This is a genomic window from Providencia rustigianii DSM 4541 (genome assembly GCF_000156395.1).
Lineage (GTDB): Bacteria > Pseudomonadota > Gammaproteobacteria > Enterobacterales > Enterobacteriaceae > Providencia > Providencia rustigianii.
The window spans coordinates 797,409-815,322 of the sequence record NZ_GG703817.1; the positions used below are offsets into that span (position 1 = coordinate 797,409).

The following is a 17,914-nucleotide window of genomic DNA, read 5'->3' on the forward strand; positions in this document are numbered from 1 at the left end:
TTATTTATCAGAATGATCTAATATTTTTCCCCAATCCGCCGATAAGGAACTACATAAGGTTTTATTTTTAGGGTTTATATTCAGGAGAGATCATGGCAGGTATATCTACACTCGGCATCGGGGCTAATTTAGATTTAAACGTACAGATGGATCAATTAGAGGCAATGGAAAGACGCCGTCTAGATCCATTAACCCAGCAAAAAGCCAGTTATGATGCGCAAATTAGTGCATTTGGTAAGATGCAATCTTCATTGGAAAAACTCAAAAAAGCGGCGGAAGATCTTAAAAAGTACGAAGATATTAGTACCACTAAAGTTAATGGTGAATATAAATCATTTGATGTCAAAACTGATGGTAAAGCCATTGCTGGCGTTCATGATGTAACTGTTACACAACTTGCTAAAGCACAAACGGTTGCGACCAAAGGCCACAGTGACAATAAAGAGTTACTCGGTAATAGTGCCAAAGAGCGCACTATAACGATAACTCAGCCTTCACAAAAAGAAGACAAAGATAAAATTGTCATCAAACTTGATGCTGGAAGTACCTCATTAATTGAGATTGCCGATGCGATCAATAAAACTGATAAAGGCGTTTCTGCCTCGGTTATTAAAGACAAAGATAACCAATACCATTTAGTAGTGACCTCTAAAAAAGCCGGAACCGATAGCCGTATAAGCATTAATGTTGAGGGTGATGATCAGCTAGCTAAAGTTTTAAATGTAGAATCAGTGATTGATGACAAGGGTAATGTCACCATCAAAGATAAAGATACCAGCGGTATGGAGCAAAAAGTCCCACCACAAAATGCTGAACTGATCATTGATGGTTTTGAATTAGAATCACAAACTAACGAAGCTAAAGATCTGTTTCCGGGTCTCACCTTATCCCTGAAAAAAGAGAGTGAAGAAGGAAAAGCAGACCATTTAATTATCTCTGAAGATATCGAACCGGCTAAGGTCAAAATCAAAGCGTGGGTTGATGCCTATAATGAATTCCAAAATCTCGCGAAAGAGTTAACCAAATATACACCAAATAAAAATGGAACTACTCCAGATAAAACTAATGGCCCATTAATTGGAGATTCAACCTTACGCGTAATACAAAGTACTTTACGTACCCATGTTCGCAGCCCACAAAATAGTGGTGAATTGAACCTATTAAACAAAATGGGTATCAAGCAAAAGCTTGATGGCACGTTAGAAATTGATAACAAGAAACTTGATGCCGCGCTAAAAGATAACCCATCCAGCGTCAAAACTTTCTTTGCTGGTGATGGAAAAGAAACGGGTTTTGCCACAGAAAACTTTAAATTTTTAAAAGAGACCTTAGATACGAAAGAAGGTACGTTGCATAACGCCACCGATGGTGTTCAACGTAAAAAGAAAAGCCTCGATAAACGTATTGAACAAACCAATAAACAAATTGAAAACACCATGGATATGCATCGTCGACAGTTCCAAAATCTCGACAAGATGATGAGTTCACTTAACAGCACCACTAATTCATTAGGCAGACTTTTAGGTTAAACATAATGTATCAACGTAAAGCCAACCAAGCCTATCAGCAGGTCAATTTGGAGAGTGAAATCACCAATGCGACCCCGTATCAACTGATCCAAATCCTGTTCAAAGGGGCATTAAGTGCCCTTAAGCGGGGAGAGATTTTTATGGAGCAGGGAAATGTGGCTGAAAAAGGTAAAGAAATCTCAAAAGCGATCGACATCATTGACACAGGCTTAAAACAATCGCTAAATTATGAGGCAGGTGGCGAGCTTGCTGAAAATTTAGCAAGTTTGTATGAATATATGACGATGCAGTTGCTTCGCGCCAATTTAGAAAACAACGTGGCTTATGTCCAAGAAGTTTATCAATTACTCTCCGATATCGCCTCTGCGTGGCAACAAATCGGTGCAAATGTGGATGAAAGATAACCAGGTGGACAATAAAAATCCTCTCTATTTACTTGAAGTATATCGCAATGTCTTAATTTTAAGTGAAAATTTAGTTGCCCTCGCTAAATCCGGGGAATGGGAGACGCTGATCTCCCGCGAAACAGACTATGTCCTTGCCGTTGAAAATCTCACTGCATTGACTCATGATTTCGAGCAGCACCAACCCATTACTGAAGACTTTATTCAGTTACTACACCAGATCATTGAAAATGAAAGAATAACAAAAGAATACTTACAAAATCATTTGAATTTTTTAAGTAAAGAAATGAAACATCTTGACCAACAAAAGGTATTAAATAATAGTTACGGCCAGTTCGATGAACCCGACACTCCACGGGTTATTAAGCCCCTTGAGTAGGATTTAAAGTGTCAGGAAATCTAACCTGACGCTTATCTGAGTATGATAAAAAGAATGGGTTTAATACTTACTGTCAGTTAGCTCCCCGAATCACAGTTAATGCGTCTCGGGAAGCCTTCAAAGTAGATAGGATTAACCTGAGCTTACTGCTGTTTTAATCGCTGCTGCTTCTTCAATTTTTTCAGTAACATATTGCGTTTCAACGTCGATAAATGGTCGATAAAAACTTTACCATTCAAGTGGTCAATTTCATGTTGCATCACAATCGCTAAAAACTCATCGCTATCAACAATAAACTCATTGCCATCACGGTCAAATGCTTTGACTTTAACGCGTTGAAAACGGGGTACATCTGCATAAACATCAGGCACAGACAGACAGCCTTCTTGATAGCTTGTCTCCCCTTCACTCTCAATGATTTCCGGATTAATAAAAACCATTGGCTGATTACGCTCTTCAGAAATATCAATCACCATAATGGCTTTGGTTTCTGCGATCTGCGGCGCCGCCAGACCAATACCAGTGTCAGTGCTGTACATGGTTTCGATTAAATCATCGATTAATGTTTGTACTGCGGCGAAATCCGTGACTGGCGCGCATTTAATACGCAATCTTTCATCTGGAATTTCAATAATTTCTCTTACTGCCATCTCTAAAATCCTGTTAATTCAATTACTTTTATTCAAGCCTCTGTGAATTAGTATCGCTCTTTTTTTACACAGAAAAGATGCAAAAAATGGCAAAGTCGCTTGAATATGAAAAATTCACAGAAAAATAACATGATATTGTGAAAAATACATCAGAAATCATCAGAAAAATCACTGATGAGCGGGGTTTATGGAGGATTTATGAAATTAAATCCATCTAAATAGGATTGGCTATCTTAGATAGTGATTGTTACTCAACTTAATACAATTAGATTTATTGCAAAATATAAAACTAAAATTACCCTTAAATGTAGTATGAAAATAGATTTATTTTTCTTTATCGCTAGATAGAAATGTTACATTAAAATTACATTTGCTTTTATTATATTTATTGAACTTCAATACGTTTTTTATCATACACAAACACACAGAAACTGACTTTTTTAATAATTAGTCATAATTATTAACTTTGCTTTTTCTACCATTTCATTGAAGATGAGAATCTACTTAATTGTTATCTCATATCTCTAATTTTAATAAATGGGGTTCTTATGAAATTAAAACCGATTATTGCTGCCCTGATCGTCATGTCGACGACTACTGCATTTACCGCACACGCGAATTCTACGGCACCTGTTGAAAAATCAGCGATAAGTGCAAAGAAAAATAATGCTTATGAAGACATTATGATCAACAAAGTTTGGGTGACAACTGAAGCCGTAGATCAAGATAAAAAAGGGGTAGAAGCGACAAACAGTCAAGTCGCAAACTTCTTCGGGTTAGCTGAATATTACCCGGATGGTACATTTAAAATGCTAACCCTTGAAGGCGCACCTAAAATGCAAGGTGATTGGTCATTTAGTGAAGATGGTAAAAACCGTTCACTGACAGCAAAAAATGATAAGGGCGAAGTACTATTCACTCGTGTTGTTGAAAACGTGACTGTAACGCCAGAAGAATATACTTATCGCATCTACCCATCTCAGGATGATAAAACAAAGTATTTTGATATCGTGCATAAAGTGAAAAAATAATTCCCCCCTAGATGGATATTTATACCTGTTGGAATTTAAATATCCATCTAAAAATATAATCATAATTTAAATAAAAATCACACCATTGAAATAATAATAAAAATAGCCCACGCATAGAAATATTTATATTCCTCGAATCAATCCTATTGTATCAATAAGAATCAAACACGGTTTTTCCGAGTTGATTAAAACAAAAAACGGATTTTACCTAGCAAAATATTTTTTTTATTATTCGCTCTCCGCTTATAAATAGAGATTGATATTAATTATCTCTATATATTTTTTCACGTTATATGGAAATTTCGTTATGAAAAATAAAATATTATTATGTAATCTCAGCACAATCATCCTTACCTCTTTATTCTCTCAATCATTCGCTAGCAATGACTACAATATGAAAATCAATGCTCCTTATGATTATCCTGAACATAGGCATGAAGATAACAGTTATAATATTAAAATGGATGATAATGCTATATCATTAAATGATGACACTGTAAACAAAAACACCCCAATCAATATAAGTACAATTCTTGATGATGCTATTACACTATTTATTGTTCAACCCCATTTACAAGAATTAGATAATAAAGAAGTTAATACCACATATACCGATAACACCCCTAACTTTCTTAATACTGATGATGAATCATGGGCTTTCATACACTCAATGCAAAGAATGATAGATGTAAATAAAGACCATACTAATAAAAATAAACAGTATATTGATAATATTAAAACCTCTGTAGAAGACTTAACTAATGACATTAACTCTAATAAGAGTAAACATGAGAAAAATGAAAATGATATTAATGAATTAATAGATTCCATATCAAAATTAACGCAAAACACTAAAGATAGTGAAAATAGAAGTCAAAGATATGCAGATAGAGAGATAGCTGATTACGAAGAATATACAAAAGAAGCCATTGAAATTTCGTATAGAAAAAATCATGATGAGATAGAAAAATTGAATACCGCTATCTTAGAGTTAAATACAGAAATAAAAAATACTGATGAATTAACTAGTCTATCAATCGATGAAGCAGAAAAAAATAGCAAAGCCCACGCTGATTTAATTTTGCGTAACCAACAAATGCTCAACATTGAGCGTTTTGATAAAATCGACAAGCAAAATAATCTCCATACTCGACAATTTAAGCAAATAAACACTAAATTCGACCATCTGGAAAGTAAAATCAATCAAACTGCTCGTGATGCGAATGCAGGTATTGCAGCTGTCGCAGCCATGACCAATATTCCATATACCTCAGGAACCCGTTTTAGTGCTGGTTTGGGTATGGGTAATTTTAAAAATGGAAAAGCCATTGCCGCCGGAGCACAATATCAGGTAAAACAAAATCTGAATCTGCGTAGTTCAATTTCATGGAATAACTCCGATAGCGCGGTTATTGGCGCTGGTGTCGCCTACGGCTGGTAATCTCTAGCTAACCGATATCTTTTTTTGCCATAGTCATTAGCATCGATGCAAGTCGGTGCTAATTTATTTAACGTTCAATTATCAATACCTCATATTCTTTATCTTTATTTTAAATAAATCTAATTTATGCAATTAATAGCACAATTAGTTCATTATATATGGATCCCTACCCTTTAATTATTCATCATATAATTGCAACCATTTCAGTGACTCTATACAATGCTCAGCTTTCCAAAATCTGTTGGCATAATTTTTTATTAAGTGATTACTGTGAAACTACTTTTTTCTCTTTCATTAACCACTGCGATTCTATCTGGTGTCTGGGCGTGGGTCGCCGACCTATTCGGTTTAATTAGCTGGGCGGGCTTCTTAGGCTGTACGGCATACTTTGCCTACCCAAAAGAAGGCGTCAAAGGATTATTGGTTACTTTATTTACTGCTCTTAGCGGTGTTGTATGGGGTTTAGCAATTATTCATAGCGATAAACTCACCCATGACCTTCCTAATTTTGCTGGCTATTTGGTGACTACCATCGTTGCTTTTGTGATGTGTTTTCAAGCGCAGAAGTCTTGGCTGGCTTATATTCCGGGAACCTTTATTGGTGCCTGTGCGACCTTTGCCGCTCAAGGGAACTGGCAACTGACCATCCCGTCGCTGATTGTGGGTGTATTATTTGGTTATGCCATGAAGCAAAGTGGTCTTTGGTTAGTAAAAAAATTGGGATGACATTAGCCTCATTTTATATCACCAATTTTTCAAATAGATAACTCACTGCTTGCAGAAAGCCCTAAAAAATAGGGCTAAATATTTTTTATATTGTCTGGAACGATAAAATCAAAATGCACTATCCATAAACACAAATTTTGGTTCGGCTCGTATATATTGGTTAATCATAGGAACTAACCGTTGAAAATGCTCTGATGCACAATGTGTCTCTAATGCATCTCTATCCGGCCACTCTTCAATAAAGATAAAATGTCCCGGTTCCTTTTCATCCACATACAGGTCATATGAAATACACAGTGGCTCTTTTTTTGTGGCTTCCACTAACTCTTTATAAAAAGGGAGAACAATATCTATTGCTTCTGGTTTGATAAAATCTTCCGCGATTACTTTTAACATTGAATTTCCTTTTATATTTAATGTGTTAGCCATTTAATTTCATAAAGTAATTTTTATAACGTAATTCCTGAGCCTCTGCATGTTACAACGTTAACCTACCCTTGTCTTATCTAATTATGAAAATACACTCACTAAAAAATAGGAAAATCAAACATTCTAACTATAATAAGAAATTATTTTTATTTATAAGATATTGAAGCCCCTGCAACTTTATTTAACTCACAACGTGTTATTTTAATATTAGAATTTGATAAGTATGCCGTGTTCATCAGTTGAAACATTGATTTACCATAATCATTTCCAACTGATTCTAATATTGAAATTTCATCCGTAATTCCTTGATCATTACGTAAAGTTATTGTGAAAAATGCCCTTTTATTATCTACATCTTGATTACCTAATGTTATCGTAGCAATTCTTTTTTCCATATTAAGGTATGCAGTACAGTTATCTTTAAATGCTTTATTTATTTTAATTTCATTAGCCATTGAAAAATCTGAAGAAAACATACAAATCAATAAAATTAATTTAACTTTCATTATTAACTCTCTATTTAATAAAATTATTCATCAAATGTTTAACACAACCTGTTGAGTAAGAAAAAATAGTATGAACAGATAGATCAGGCAGGATAGCAATATAAACAAAACCATCATCATCAGAATTTAGATTACAAAGAAAAAAATCATTAGTTTTATATTTATATCCTGATGCAGTTTCTATCTCCACAGCCCAGTAATCAAAGTGGGATAGAAACCCCGTCTCATAGGGAAAAGAATGTCCTAGTTTAGTCGTGTTCATTTTTTTTAGATCACTGAAGTCGGCCGTGATATGCAACATAGTATGAGGATAGTCTGTAGTATGCGTAACAGTAACAAATTTAAGATCTTGTAAAGAGCAATTCATAACATAGAAGTACCCAGTATGATTAGATGAAAATGTTTTTTCTGTTATATTTCTCATTCTACCTCAGCTTTCTTTAAAAGATTAATTATAACAACCTCCTGAGTTCGAGAACCTTATATATAATTTGAAATTTTTAACTATATTAATAATAACTACACCATTATCCCAATATCGAATATTACAGGCTTGTTTTCTATGAGATATGGCTTTCCCAGTTGATATTCTAAAGTCAACATCCCAATAATCCGTATCACTCCATGCCATTATGCTATATATAAATTCACATCCAGAACCAGCCATTTCCAAATGCTCTAATTTATCAATTTTTTGAGTTGTTTTCTCTCCTTTATCTCCGGAATAATAACTAACAACAATAGAGTTTATTGTTTCACCACTACTATTTAATATAAAAAATGAACCGTTCTTAAGTACACTTTCATATTCACTATTTTGACTGATATTTTTGAAAATATTATTTTCATTATCCATAACAACCTCACTATGATTAAAAACAATAAATAATTATTATTGTCTTTTATCTATCTAATCAAAGTTTAGTGAAAGGCGGTTATTCTTAAAAATAGCAAAGGATGATAATAATAAATTATCCGTGATAGTGGTTAGTAAATTAACACGTTGATATAGATTAAGAATCATAAAAAACGCAGGAGATACCTGCGTATAGAATCAATAATATTGAGATTAAAAATACCAATCATACCGGCATTGACATGATCTCTTGATAAGCCGCTACTAATTTATTTCTTACCTGAATTCCCATTTGTAGACTTAAACTGGCTTTCTGCATGTCGACCATCACATCATTCAATGATAAATCTGGCTTACCCATAGTGAAATCTTGCACATTTTGGGTTGATTTAGTACGGACTTCATTGATTTGATTAACGGAAGCGACTAAATGATCAGCAAAACCCACAGGATCGATAACAGGCTTGGCATGGTTTGTCGCTTGAGTCGCAACCACATTTAATTGGGATACAACCCCTTCAATGGCTTGAATAGTCATCTTATTCTCGTGTATTGGTTGAGCAAAAATTTGCTGTCACTATTTTTAGTTTGCCTACCCTACCACACTGTTTTTTACTTGAAGCCGATAAATAACACCAAAATTATAGGCTGATTCCGTCATTAGATTCCCCAAAGGCATTAAATAATAGCAGCGTGAAAAAATGAGGTTACGAAGAGGGAAATCAGATTGTTTCACCAAACGTACATTCATCCGTTTAGTTTGCTTAGCAGGGAATATTTATGAGTACCGCATCTAAAGATACGGGGGAGGCCAAAAAAGGTTTTGCCTCTATGATCGAAAGTATCAAAGCCAACCCCAAAATACCGTTAATTATTGCCGGTGCTGCTGCGATAGCCATTATTGTCGCCCTACTTCTTTGGTTTCGCAGCCCTGACTATCGAGTCCTGCTGAGTAACCTTAGCGCAAAAGATGGTGGTGATATCGTGGGTCAGCTGACTCAGATGAACGTCCCTTATCAAATTGCAGATAATGGCAGCGCCATCCTCGTCCCTGCGGATAAGGTTCATGAATTACGCTTAAAACTGGCGCAATCGGGTTTACCTAAAGGGGGAAATACCGGATTTGAGTTGCTAGATAAGGAGCAATTCGGGATCAGCCAATTTAGCGAGCAAATTAACTACCAGCGTGCATTAGAAGGCGAATTATCGCGAACTATCGAATCACTCAGCCCTGTTCAAAGTGCTCGAGTGCATTTGGCCATTCCCAAACCAACACTGTTTGTTCGTGAGCAAAAACTTCCAACGGCCTCCGTTACTGTGGGGTTATTACCGGGAAGAGTTCTCGATGAAGGTCAAATTAGTGCCATCGTGCATATGGTATCGAGCAGCGTCACTGGCTTAACGGCAGCAAACGTCATTATCGTTGACCAAACAGGTCGTTTACTGACTAACAATGATAATAGCCAGCAGTCGGCCAATAGCGCACAGATAAAAATGACCAAAGAGATGGAAACCCATCTTAAAGAACGTATTGAAGACATTCTTTCTCCACTGGTTGGGCGTGCAAATATCCATGCTCAGGTCACCGCTCAGATGGACTTTTCGAAAGTAGAACAAACCTCCGAAGAATATAAACCGAACCAAACACCGGATGCTGCCGCAATCCGCTCTCGCCAAAACAGCGAAAGCATGCAAAACAGCAATGGAGGTCCTGGGGGCGTACCGGGAGCATTATCCAACCAGCCAGTCAGTGCACCTAGCGCACCAATCGAGGCTGAAAATAAAGATAATACTGGGAAAAACAACCAAAACACGACAACAACGCGTAATGGTACCCTGAACTCACAACGGGATGAGACGACCAATTACGAAGTTGATCGCAAAATCAGTCATACCCAGCGTCAAATTGGTGTGGTAGACCGACTTTCTGTTGCTGTTATTGTTAACTACCAAGCTCAGGAGGGTGAGAAAGGCGTAGAAATGAAGCCATTACCACCTGAAATGATCAAGCAAATTGATGCATTAACCCGTGAAGCGATGGGCTATTCCACACAACGTGGCGACTCCCTCAATATCACTAACTCATTATTTACTAGCGATGCCCCAGCAATTGAAGAAACGTCATTACTGAACAGTCCTCAATTTGTTAGCCAAGCATTGGATTACGGCAAAATTATTCTTATCGCTATTATTGCGTGGTTCATGTGGCGCTTTGGTATCAAACCTCAATGGGTGAAATATCGTAAAGCGCAGCAAGCCCAAGCCGATGCTGAAACCTTTATCGCTACACAATCGACAACGCCGTTCGTCGTTGAAGAAGAAATTAATGAAGATATGGACGAAAAAACCCGTCGCCGTCTGACTCGTCAACGTGTAAGTGCTGAAATTCAAAGTCAGCGTATCCGTGAAATGGCAGAGAAAGATCCGCAAGTCGTGGCAATGGTTATCCGTCAGTGGTTAGGAAAATCCCAATGAGTTTAAGTGGAACAGAGAAAAGCGCCGTTATGTTAATGACTCTCGGCGAAGATCAGGCTGCGGAAGTGTTCAAGCACCTGAACCCAAAAGAAGTCCAGCAGCTGAGTATGGCCGTGTCCAACATGCGCCAAATCTCCAATAATGAGCTTGCTGAAGTGTTGACTGAGTTTGAAGAATCGGCAATTCAGTTTGCCGCTCTCAACATCAATACCAATGATTATCTGCGTTCTGTCTTGGTGAAAGCGCTTGGTGAAGAGCGAGCAGCCAGCCTATTAGAAGACATTTTCGAGAAGCAAGAGACAACCTCGGGCATCGAAAGCCTCAACTATATGGAACCACAAACTGTTGCCGATATTATCCGTGATGAGCATCCACAAATTATCGCCACCATTTTGGTTCACTTAAAACGCAACTTAGCTGCTGATGTCTTAGAACTGTTCGAAGAGCGTCAACGTAACGATATTATGCTACGTATTGCCACCTTTGGCGGTGTTCAGCCAGCCGCATTAGCGGAATTGACTGAAGTACTGAACAATCTTCTGGACGGTCAAAACCTCAAGCGCAGCAAAATGGGTGGCGTAAGAACCGCGGCAGAAATTATCAACTTGATGAAAAATCAGCAAGAAGAAAGCGTTATCGATGCAATGCGTGATTACGACGGTGAACTTGCACAGAAAATTATCGACGAAATGTTCCTGTTCGAAAATCTTATCGAGGTGGACAACCGCAGCATTCAACGCATCCTGCAAGACGTATCGACCGACTCGTTGGTTATTGCCCTCAAAGGCAGCAATCAAGCACTGCGCGACCATTTCCTCAACAACATGGCAGCCCGTGCAGCAGAAATCGTCCGCGACGATTTGGAATCCCGCGCACCAGTACGTATGTCACAAGTGGAAACCGAGCAGAAGGCCATTCTGATGGTTGTTCGCCGCTTAATCGAGAAAGGCGAAATCGCCATCGGTGGTGGAGACGACGTCTATGTCTAATTCGTCTAAAAAACATCTGCAATGGCAACCGTGGCAGCTACGGGAACTTAATCAGTGGGATTTAAATTCTTCAGCCATCCCATCATTAAGTGATGCCCCTGAGCCAACTGCCCCCAAAGTGCCTTGTTTAGAGCCTAAAGAGGTACTTGAGCAGATCAATTTGCTGGATAACATCAAAGAAGATGCCCAAAAAACCGGATTCCAGCAAGGTTTCGATAAAGGACAAAAAGACGGATATCAAGCCGGTTTTACGGAAGGGCTACGTGCAGGGGAGCAGCAAGGTCATGATCAAGCCCTTGCCCTGCAACAACCCGCTATTGAAACATGGCAGAAATTATTGTCTGAGTTTCATTATTCCCTCGATACTTTTGATACCGTGGTCACCACTAAATTACTGCAAATAGCCCTTTCTGCGGCGAAGCAAGTATTGGGGCAATCTACGGTATGTGATGGTACTGCACTGCTGGAAGAAATCAGTCGTTTACTTCAGCAGAAGCCGATTTTTGCCAGCCAACCTGAATTGCATGTTAACCCTAACCACGTGGCATTAATTGAGCAACATTTAGGTTCACTGCTGGATCTGAACGGCTGGCGTTTAGTCGCCGATCCGACGCTACATATCGGCGGATGTCGCGTCGTGGCAGAAGACGGGGAAATTGATATGACGGTGGCCACGCGTTGGCAAGAATTATGCCGTCTGTATGCACCGGAGAGCTTGTCATGACCGCCAGACTCGGTCGCTGGATGGCATCCCTTGATGACCTAGAGTCACGTATGAAAGGGGTTCCCATGGTACGCCGCTACGGGCGTCTGACCAAAATCACCGGATTAGTCATGGAAGCCGAAGGCATCAAAATGCCTTTAGGCGCCACATGCTATATCGAGCGCAACATTAATGGCGGCAGCGATGAGGTTGTCTGCGAAGTTGTCGGCTTTAACGGCGCTCGAATGTTACTGATGCCGCTATCAGACCTTGAAGGGATTTCGCCTGGCGCTCGCGTTTATGCTCAATCTACTGGGGATGATGGGCAAACCAGTCGCCTGCTACCTATCGGTAATGAATTACTGGGTCGCGTATTGGATGCTCAAGGAACCCCCCTCGATGGAAAGGGTCCCTTGGAAACCAAAGCTCGAGCACCATTGATTACCCCACCAATTAACCCATTAGAACGGACACCTATTCATAGTGTGCTTGATGTCGGTGTACGCGCCATAAACTCACTATTAACCGTTGGTCGCGGTCAACGCATGGGATTATTTGCAGGTTCAGGCGTCGGAAAAAGTGTCCTACTCGGTATGATGGCGCGCTTTACCCAAGCTGACATTATTGTGGTTGGGTTAATCGGTGAGCGTGGACGCGAAGTTAAAGATTTTATCGAGAATATCTTGGGTGCTGACGGCTTGAGACGCGCCGTCGTGGTCGCCGCACCCGCCGATGTTTCTCCCTTACTGCGGATGCAAGGTGCCTCTTACGCTACCCGTATCGCAGAATATTTTCGAGACCAAGGGAAAAGTGTCCTGCTGATTATGGATTCTCTCACTCGCTACAGTATGGCACAGCGTGAGATCGCGCTTGCCGTGGGTGAGCCACCAGCAACCAAAGGTTATCCACCTTCCGTTTTTGCGAAATTACCCGCGCTTGTTGAACGAGCAGGTAACGGAAAAAACGGAGGATCAATTACCGCATTTTATACCGTATTGACTGAAGGGGATGACCAGCAAGACCCCATCGCGGATTCTGCTCGTGCTATTTTGGATGGACACATTGTTCTGTCTCGATCTCTTGCTGAATCCGGTCACTACCCTGCGATTGATATTGAAGCCTCAATTAGCCGAGCAATGACTGACCTGATCGCTAAAGAACACTATCGCAAAATTCAACGATTTAAGCAGTTAACATCCAGTTACCAGCGTAACCGCGACCTAATCAATGTCGGCGCCTACGCCATGGGCAGCGATCCTATGTTGGATACTGCCATTCAGTATTACCCACGCATGTCGAAATTCTTACAACAAGATATTGATGAACGTTGTGATTATCAAACAGCTTGTGAGCAACTGGATCATGTTGTTCCAAATGAATAACGAGGGGTGCGATGTCCAATAGCCATGCATTAACGACATTATTGAGTTTAGCGGAAGACGCTTCTGAAGAGGCGGCTAAGGTCCTTGCTCAGGTGCGCCAAACACACACTCAAATGTCAGAGCAGTTAAATATGTTGGAAAACTATCAATCCGAATATCGGCAAAAGTTAAACCAAACACTGCACAGTGGTATGGACTCGGATAAATGGCAGAATTATCAACAATTTCTTGTCACCCTAGAACTCACTATTGAGCAGCAGCAACAACAGCTCAGTATGTGGAAACAACGTGTCGATGATGCTAACCGTCATTGGCAAGAAAAACAGCAACGCGTCAATGCGTTCGATACCTTAATTCAACGCGCCGAACATACTCAAAACCAACGTCAAAATCGCTTAGAACAAAAACAGATGGACGAATTTGCTCAACGCGCGACTTTACGGAGATCCCAATAAATGGACGTCAATGCCAATCTGTTGCCAGTTACCCCGACAAATAGCACCAAAACGGCCAATGAGCCGCAACGTGATAGTCAGATTGATGAAACTCAAGCACCCGCGGTGCCTTTTCAAGCGATTCTTGAGAACCAACAGCCACCAGCAAAGAGCACAGAAAATGACACGCCTCCGAAAACTGCGACTGATGAAGCTACGCTGAATCAACAAATCAGTGAACAGAAACAGGCTGAAATTACTGAACCGACGCCTGATAAGCCCGCTATTGGTAACGAAAAAGCAGAACATGCGCTGGCACAATTGAATTTTAGCCGTGATTTACGCGGTGATAGTGTCCAAACACCATTACAGCCTGAATTATTAACCGGTAAACTCACCGATGAAAAAGCGTTAGTCGACCAGCTAAAACAAATCACTAATGAGCGGATTCAAACCGCAGCCAATCCTCAAGCGGCACCAGAAAAACCCTCGACCACGCCATTTACTCAGTCATTGCAACAGATTAGTGATGTGGCACGAAATGCAGCCCCATTTGATGAAAAAGCGCTCGTAGGCTCCCAACTACAATTAGCAGGGGAAGAGCAAGACCCAACTCTGGGTCTAATGATGAAAAAAGAGGTCGGCGAACGTCGTGATCAATCGTTATTTGCGCTCGATAATCAGCGAGTGATCCCCACGAAAGATTTTGCTCAGGACTTTATGCCACTGAGTAAAAAATCGTTGAATACAGATTCCATTTCCCAGTGGGTCAATACCAATACAGAAAACAGCCAAAATTTGCAAAATAATGCCAAAGGCGCTTTTGCACTTCAAGCTGAAACAGGGGCATTCACGACGTCGGCAAACTCTGCTACACCACACGTCGCAGGTATTATGCCAACTCAAGCCACTGCGCAGGCCGCGACCATTTCAGCACCGCTGGCCACACCAACAATGCATCTCCCAAGCCCATTAGGTAGCGAAGCATGGCAGCAGCAACTTAGCCAGCACATGCTATTTTTCTCTCGCCAAGGGGTTTCCCAAGCACAAATTCGTTTACATCCCGAAGAGCTTGGTTCCTTGAATGTGCATTTGCGTATTGAGGATAACCAAGCCGTAATGCATTTTGTGTCTCCACATAGCCATGTACGGGCTGCAATGGAAAGCATGATGCCAATTCTACGTAACGCACTGCAAGAAAGTGGGATTCATTTAGCTCAAGGTTCTGTTGGGCAAGAGAATACCAGCAGTCAATCCGGTGCAGAACAACAATCCAATCAGCGAGATGGCCAGCCACATTCGACGCATCCATCCGTCGGAGTCGTGGGGATTAGTGAGGCAAATACAAGTACAAGCCACACCAAGTTACCGACTCGACAAGGTGGCATTAATACCTTTGCATAATGTCTTTCTGTAAGGCCTTTGCATAATAAATATGCGAATGGCGGTAATTTTAGTTCTAAAGCGTCGAGTTACCGCCTTTTTGCTTCGTTTTTCACTCCTTTAAATCATCCCAATCTAGGGATAATGCTAGAGATCATAAAGTATAAAACCCGTATGGGTTTGGCATCTAAAACAGGAATTCAGCCACATGTCGTCTTCACGCAATGAATCTAAACGTTCGAATAAAGGGTTAATTTTACTATTTGCCCTCATAGCCTTAGCCGGTGCGGGTTTTGGCGGTTATAGCTGGTGGACGACACAGCAACAGGCACAATCTGTAGATGGAGACGAAAAACGTCCAAATATGCCTCAACCTATTTTTATGGAATTAGAGCCATTTACCGTTAATCTTCCAGGATTAAATAATGCACCCGATCGCGTGCTCTACATCCACGTCACATTACGCCTTGCGAATGAAAAATCTCGCAAACAGCTTCACGAATATTTGCCAGAAGTTCGCAGTCGCCTCTTGTTATTGCTGTCCGAACAGCAATCTAAAAATATGGGCACCCACGAAGGTAAGCTGCAACTGATGAAGGATATTAAAGGGACATTAACCCCTACCCTGATCCCGGGGGATACCGATCAGGATATTTCTGACGTGTTATTTACTACTTTTATTCTGCGGTAATACCCATGAGCGATAATATTTTATCTCAGGCTGAAATTGATGCGCTGCTTAATGATGATGCGCCATCAACCGATCAGCCGCTACCTGAAAACCAAGGCAAAGATAATGTTCGCCCATACAACCCGAATACCCAACGCCGGGTTTTTCGGGAACGTATGCAGTCCTTGGAAATCATTAATGAGCGTTTTGCCCGTCAGTTCCGGATGGGGTTATTTAATATGTTACGCCGTAGTCCAGATATTACGGTTGGTGCAATTAAAGTTGAGCCTTATCATGAATTTGCACGTAACTTACCGGTTCCAACTAACCTCAATTTGATCCATATGCCACCTTTGCGTGGTACAGCGCTGTTCACTTTTGAACCCGCGCTGGTGTATATCGCCGTGGATAACCTGTTTGGGGGAGATGGACGCTTTCCTGTTCGCTCTGAAGGCAAAGAATTCACCAATACCGAACAACGTATTATCAATCGTATGCTGAAACTCGCACTTAACGCCTATCGCGATGCTTGGCGTCCAATTGCTGATGTTGAAGTGGAGTATGTGCGTTCCGAAATTCAGGTGAAGTTCACCAATATCACCACATCTCCCAACGATATTGTGGTAACTACCCCATTCTTGGTGGAAATCGGCAATACCGTTGGTGAATTCAGTATCTGTATTCCAATCGCCATGATTGAGCCGTTGCGTGAACGTTTAATCAACCCACCGACGGAGCAAGGACATCAAGAAAACGAAGCTTGGGTCACTAACTTAGTCACTCAAGTAAAACGTTCAGAATTAGAACTGGTTGCTAATCTGGTTGAGATCCCGCTGCGCATCTCTAGCTTGCTGCAACTACAAAAAGGGGATGTACTCCCTATTGATAAGCCAGACAGACTGATCGTCAATGTTGACGGTGTCCCGGTATTAACCAGTCAATACGGCACCCAAAACGGTCAATATGCACTGCGTGTAGAACATTTGATTAACCCTGTTTTAAACACTCTAGATGAGGAAAGTACCAATGAGTGAGGCGAAAAATTCTCTTGATGCATCAACCAACCACAACGATGAAGACTTGTGGGCTGAGGCGCTGGAACAACAAAAACAAGCGGAATCCGCCTCTGCTGGTATGCAGAATTTCGAAAATGTTGACGGACAGAATCCATTAAATCAATTTTCTGATGTTGACTTAATTATGGATATCCCTGTTCGCCTATCAGTGGAACTGGGACGCACCAAAATGACCATTAAAAAATTACTCAGCCTATCTCAAGGTTCCGTGGTTTCGTTAGATGGCTTAGCGGGTGAACCTCTCGATATTCTGATCAACGGCTATTTAATTGCACAAGGTGAAGTCGTGGTCGTATCTGATAATTACGGTATTCGTATTACTGACATTATCACGCCATCTGAACGTATGCGCCGTTTGAGTCGCTAAAATGACCAATGTGACAGCGATAGAACCCCAAGTTCAACCCACAGTCATTGACACGGTGCCAACCCAAAAACCGTTTTTGGCAAGCACTGTGTCCCATGACAACGCTTCTGCTCCTGCCATCAATAACAATGATAGTTTGGCGCAAATTTCAGGGGCGCTAAGCGCCATTATTTTGCTGATCTTAGTCGGTGCGTGGCTGGTTAAAAAGTTTGGATTTGGGCGTAATACATTCACAAAGCAACAACTGGTGAATGTAAAAGGTCGCTGTACGATTGGGGGAAAAGAACGAATTGTTGTGGTTGAAGTAAACAACGAATACTTGGTTTTAGGGGTAACTGCACAGTCGGTGAACTTATTACACCAGTATCCCGCACCACAAGAAAACCCACTGAATTTTACCCAAGAACCGTTAACGTTTCAGTCGATATTCAAGAAAAAACAAGATGCCGCCAACCAAGCGGCCTTAGAAAAACAGTAACCGGAA

General features: G+C 40.6%; 21 protein-coding genes. 16 read left to right on the forward strand and 5 right to left on the reverse strand.

The features are described from left to right. Positions 1–92: 92 nt before the first annotated feature. The 3 genes from fliD to fliT are packed head-to-tail and all read left to right on the forward strand — an operon-like array spanning position 93 to position 2,312. A complete protein-coding gene (gene fliD, locus PROVRUST_RS03830; RefSeq protein ID WP_006813389.1) occupies positions 93–1,529 on the forward strand; it encodes a flagellar filament capping protein FliD in 1,437 nt (478 codons plus the stop codon). Positions 1,530–1,534: 5 nt separating this feature from the next. After that, positions 1,535–1,933: a flagellar export chaperone FliS gene (fliS, locus tag PROVRUST_RS03835; RefSeq protein WP_006813390.1), complete on the forward strand. Its 399-nt coding sequence runs from the start codon at positions 1,535–1,537 to the stop codon at positions 1,931–1,933. Further along, entirely contained in the window at positions 1,923–2,312 is a 390-nt protein-coding gene (fliT, locus tag PROVRUST_RS03840; RefSeq protein ID WP_006813391.1) for a flagellar protein FliT, read from the forward strand. Before fliS ends, fliT begins: the two co-directional genes overlap by 11 nt. Positions 2,313–2,455: 143 nt before the next feature. On the opposite strand, the gene def is transcribed toward fliT, so the two are convergent. Then, positions 2,456–2,962, reverse strand: a complete 507-nt coding sequence (gene def / locus PROVRUST_RS03845; protein ID WP_006813392.1) for a peptide deformylase — start codon at positions 2,960–2,962, stop codon at positions 2,456–2,458. Positions 2,963–3,510: 548 nt separating this feature from the next. Here def and PROVRUST_RS03850 point away from each other — a divergent pair. The 3 genes from PROVRUST_RS03850 (at position 3,511) to PROVRUST_RS03860 (ending at position 6,160) form a co-directional block, all read left to right on the forward strand. Further along, positions 3,511–3,993 carry a DUF4822 domain-containing protein gene (locus PROVRUST_RS03850; RefSeq protein WP_006813393.1) on the forward strand — a complete coding sequence of 161 codons (483 nt, stop codon included), beginning with the start codon at positions 3,511–3,513 and terminating at the stop codon, positions 3,991–3,993. Positions 3,994–4,300: 307 nt separating this feature from the next. Beyond that, positions 4,301–5,434 carry a YadA C-terminal domain-containing protein gene (locus PROVRUST_RS19535; protein WP_050767590.1) on the forward strand — a complete coding sequence of 378 codons (1,134 nt, stop codon included), beginning with the start codon at positions 4,301–4,303 and terminating at the stop codon, positions 5,432–5,434. Positions 5,435–5,704: 270 nt separating this feature from the next. Continuing rightward, the gene (locus tag PROVRUST_RS03860) at positions 5,705–6,160 is read left to right on the forward strand and encodes a DUF1097 domain-containing protein (RefSeq protein WP_039854234.1); all 456 of its coding nucleotides are present in this window, start codon (positions 5,705–5,707) and stop codon (positions 6,158–6,160) included. Positions 6,161–6,268: 108 nt separating this feature from the next. Here the strand turns inward: PROVRUST_RS03860 and PROVRUST_RS03865 are convergent, their stop codons facing one another. The 4 genes from PROVRUST_RS03865 to fliE all read right to left on the reverse strand — a co-directional run bounded on the left by PROVRUST_RS03865 (position 6,269) and on the right by fliE (position 8,489). Then, positions 6,269–6,556, reverse strand: coding sequence for a putative quinol monooxygenase (locus PROVRUST_RS03865; RefSeq protein WP_039854236.1), 288 nt, complete (start codon positions 6,554–6,556; stop codon positions 6,269–6,271). Between the two features lie 179 nt (positions 6,557–6,735). Then, positions 6,736–7,095, reverse strand: coding sequence for a hypothetical protein (locus PROVRUST_RS03870; protein ID WP_006813397.1), 360 nt, complete (start codon positions 7,093–7,095; stop codon positions 6,736–6,738). A gap of 448 nt (positions 7,096–7,543) precedes the next feature. Then, complete coding sequence (locus PROVRUST_RS03880) at positions 7,544–7,951, reverse strand: hypothetical protein (RefSeq protein WP_006813399.1); 408 nt, start codon at positions 7,949–7,951, stop codon at positions 7,544–7,546. A 226-nt stretch (positions 7,952–8,177) separates the two neighbouring features. Next, positions 8,178–8,489 (reverse strand): flagellar hook-basal body complex protein FliE, encoded by a 312-nt coding sequence (gene fliE, locus PROVRUST_RS03885; RefSeq protein WP_006813400.1) that lies wholly within the window; start codon positions 8,487–8,489, stop codon positions 8,178–8,180. 242 nt (positions 8,490–8,731) lie between these two features. Between fliE and fliF the strand changes: the two genes are divergently transcribed. The 10 genes from fliF (at position 8,732) to fliO (ending at position 17,908) form a co-directional block, all read left to right on the forward strand. Continuing rightward, the gene (gene fliF, locus PROVRUST_RS03890) at positions 8,732–10,426 is read left to right on the forward strand and encodes a flagellar basal-body MS-ring/collar protein FliF (RefSeq protein WP_006813402.1); all 1,695 of its coding nucleotides are present in this window, start codon (positions 8,732–8,734) and stop codon (positions 10,424–10,426) included. After that, entirely contained in the window at positions 10,423–11,415 is a 993-nt protein-coding gene (gene fliG, locus PROVRUST_RS03895) for a flagellar motor switch protein FliG (RefSeq protein ID WP_006813403.1), read from the forward strand. The genes fliF and fliG overlap by 4 nt, the downstream gene beginning before the upstream one ends. Beyond that, positions 11,408–12,139 carry a flagellar assembly protein FliH gene (fliH, locus tag PROVRUST_RS03900; RefSeq protein ID WP_006813404.1) on the forward strand — a complete coding sequence of 244 codons (732 nt, stop codon included), beginning with the start codon at positions 11,408–11,410 and terminating at the stop codon, positions 12,137–12,139. The genes fliG and fliH overlap by 8 nt, the downstream gene beginning before the upstream one ends. Beyond that, positions 12,136–13,500, forward strand: a complete 1,365-nt coding sequence (fliI, locus tag PROVRUST_RS03905; RefSeq protein ID WP_006813405.1) for a flagellar protein export ATPase FliI — start codon at positions 12,136–12,138, stop codon at positions 13,498–13,500. The genes fliH and fliI overlap by 4 nt, the downstream gene beginning before the upstream one ends. 11 nt (positions 13,501–13,511) lie before the next feature. After that, positions 13,512–13,955 (forward strand): flagellar export protein FliJ, encoded by a 444-nt coding sequence (gene fliJ, locus PROVRUST_RS03910; RefSeq protein ID WP_006813406.1) that lies wholly within the window; start codon positions 13,512–13,514, stop codon positions 13,953–13,955. Then, entirely contained in the window at positions 13,956–15,338 is a 1,383-nt protein-coding gene (locus PROVRUST_RS03915; RefSeq protein WP_006813407.1) for a flagellar hook-length control protein FliK, read from the forward strand. It begins immediately after the preceding gene. 187 nt (positions 15,339–15,525) lie between these two features. Next, positions 15,526–16,008 carry a flagellar basal body-associated protein FliL gene (gene fliL / locus PROVRUST_RS03920; protein WP_006813408.1) on the forward strand — a complete coding sequence of 161 codons (483 nt, stop codon included), beginning with the start codon at positions 15,526–15,528 and terminating at the stop codon, positions 16,006–16,008. A 5-nt stretch (positions 16,009–16,013) separates the two neighbouring features. Further along, on the forward strand, positions 16,014–17,021 hold the full coding sequence (gene fliM / locus PROVRUST_RS03925) for a flagellar motor switch protein FliM (RefSeq protein ID WP_006813409.1): 1,008 nt from the start codon (positions 16,014–16,016) through the stop codon (positions 17,019–17,021). Then, a complete protein-coding gene (gene fliN / locus PROVRUST_RS03930) occupies positions 17,014–17,430 on the forward strand; it encodes a flagellar motor switch protein FliN (protein WP_006813410.1) in 417 nt (138 codons plus the stop codon). The genes fliM and fliN overlap by 8 nt, the downstream gene beginning before the upstream one ends. Before the next feature lies 1 nt (position 17,431). Beyond that, a complete protein-coding gene (gene fliO, locus PROVRUST_RS03935; protein ID WP_006813411.1) occupies positions 17,432–17,908 on the forward strand; it encodes a flagellar biosynthetic protein FliO in 477 nt (158 codons plus the stop codon). Positions 17,909–17,914 lie beyond the last annotated feature (6 nt).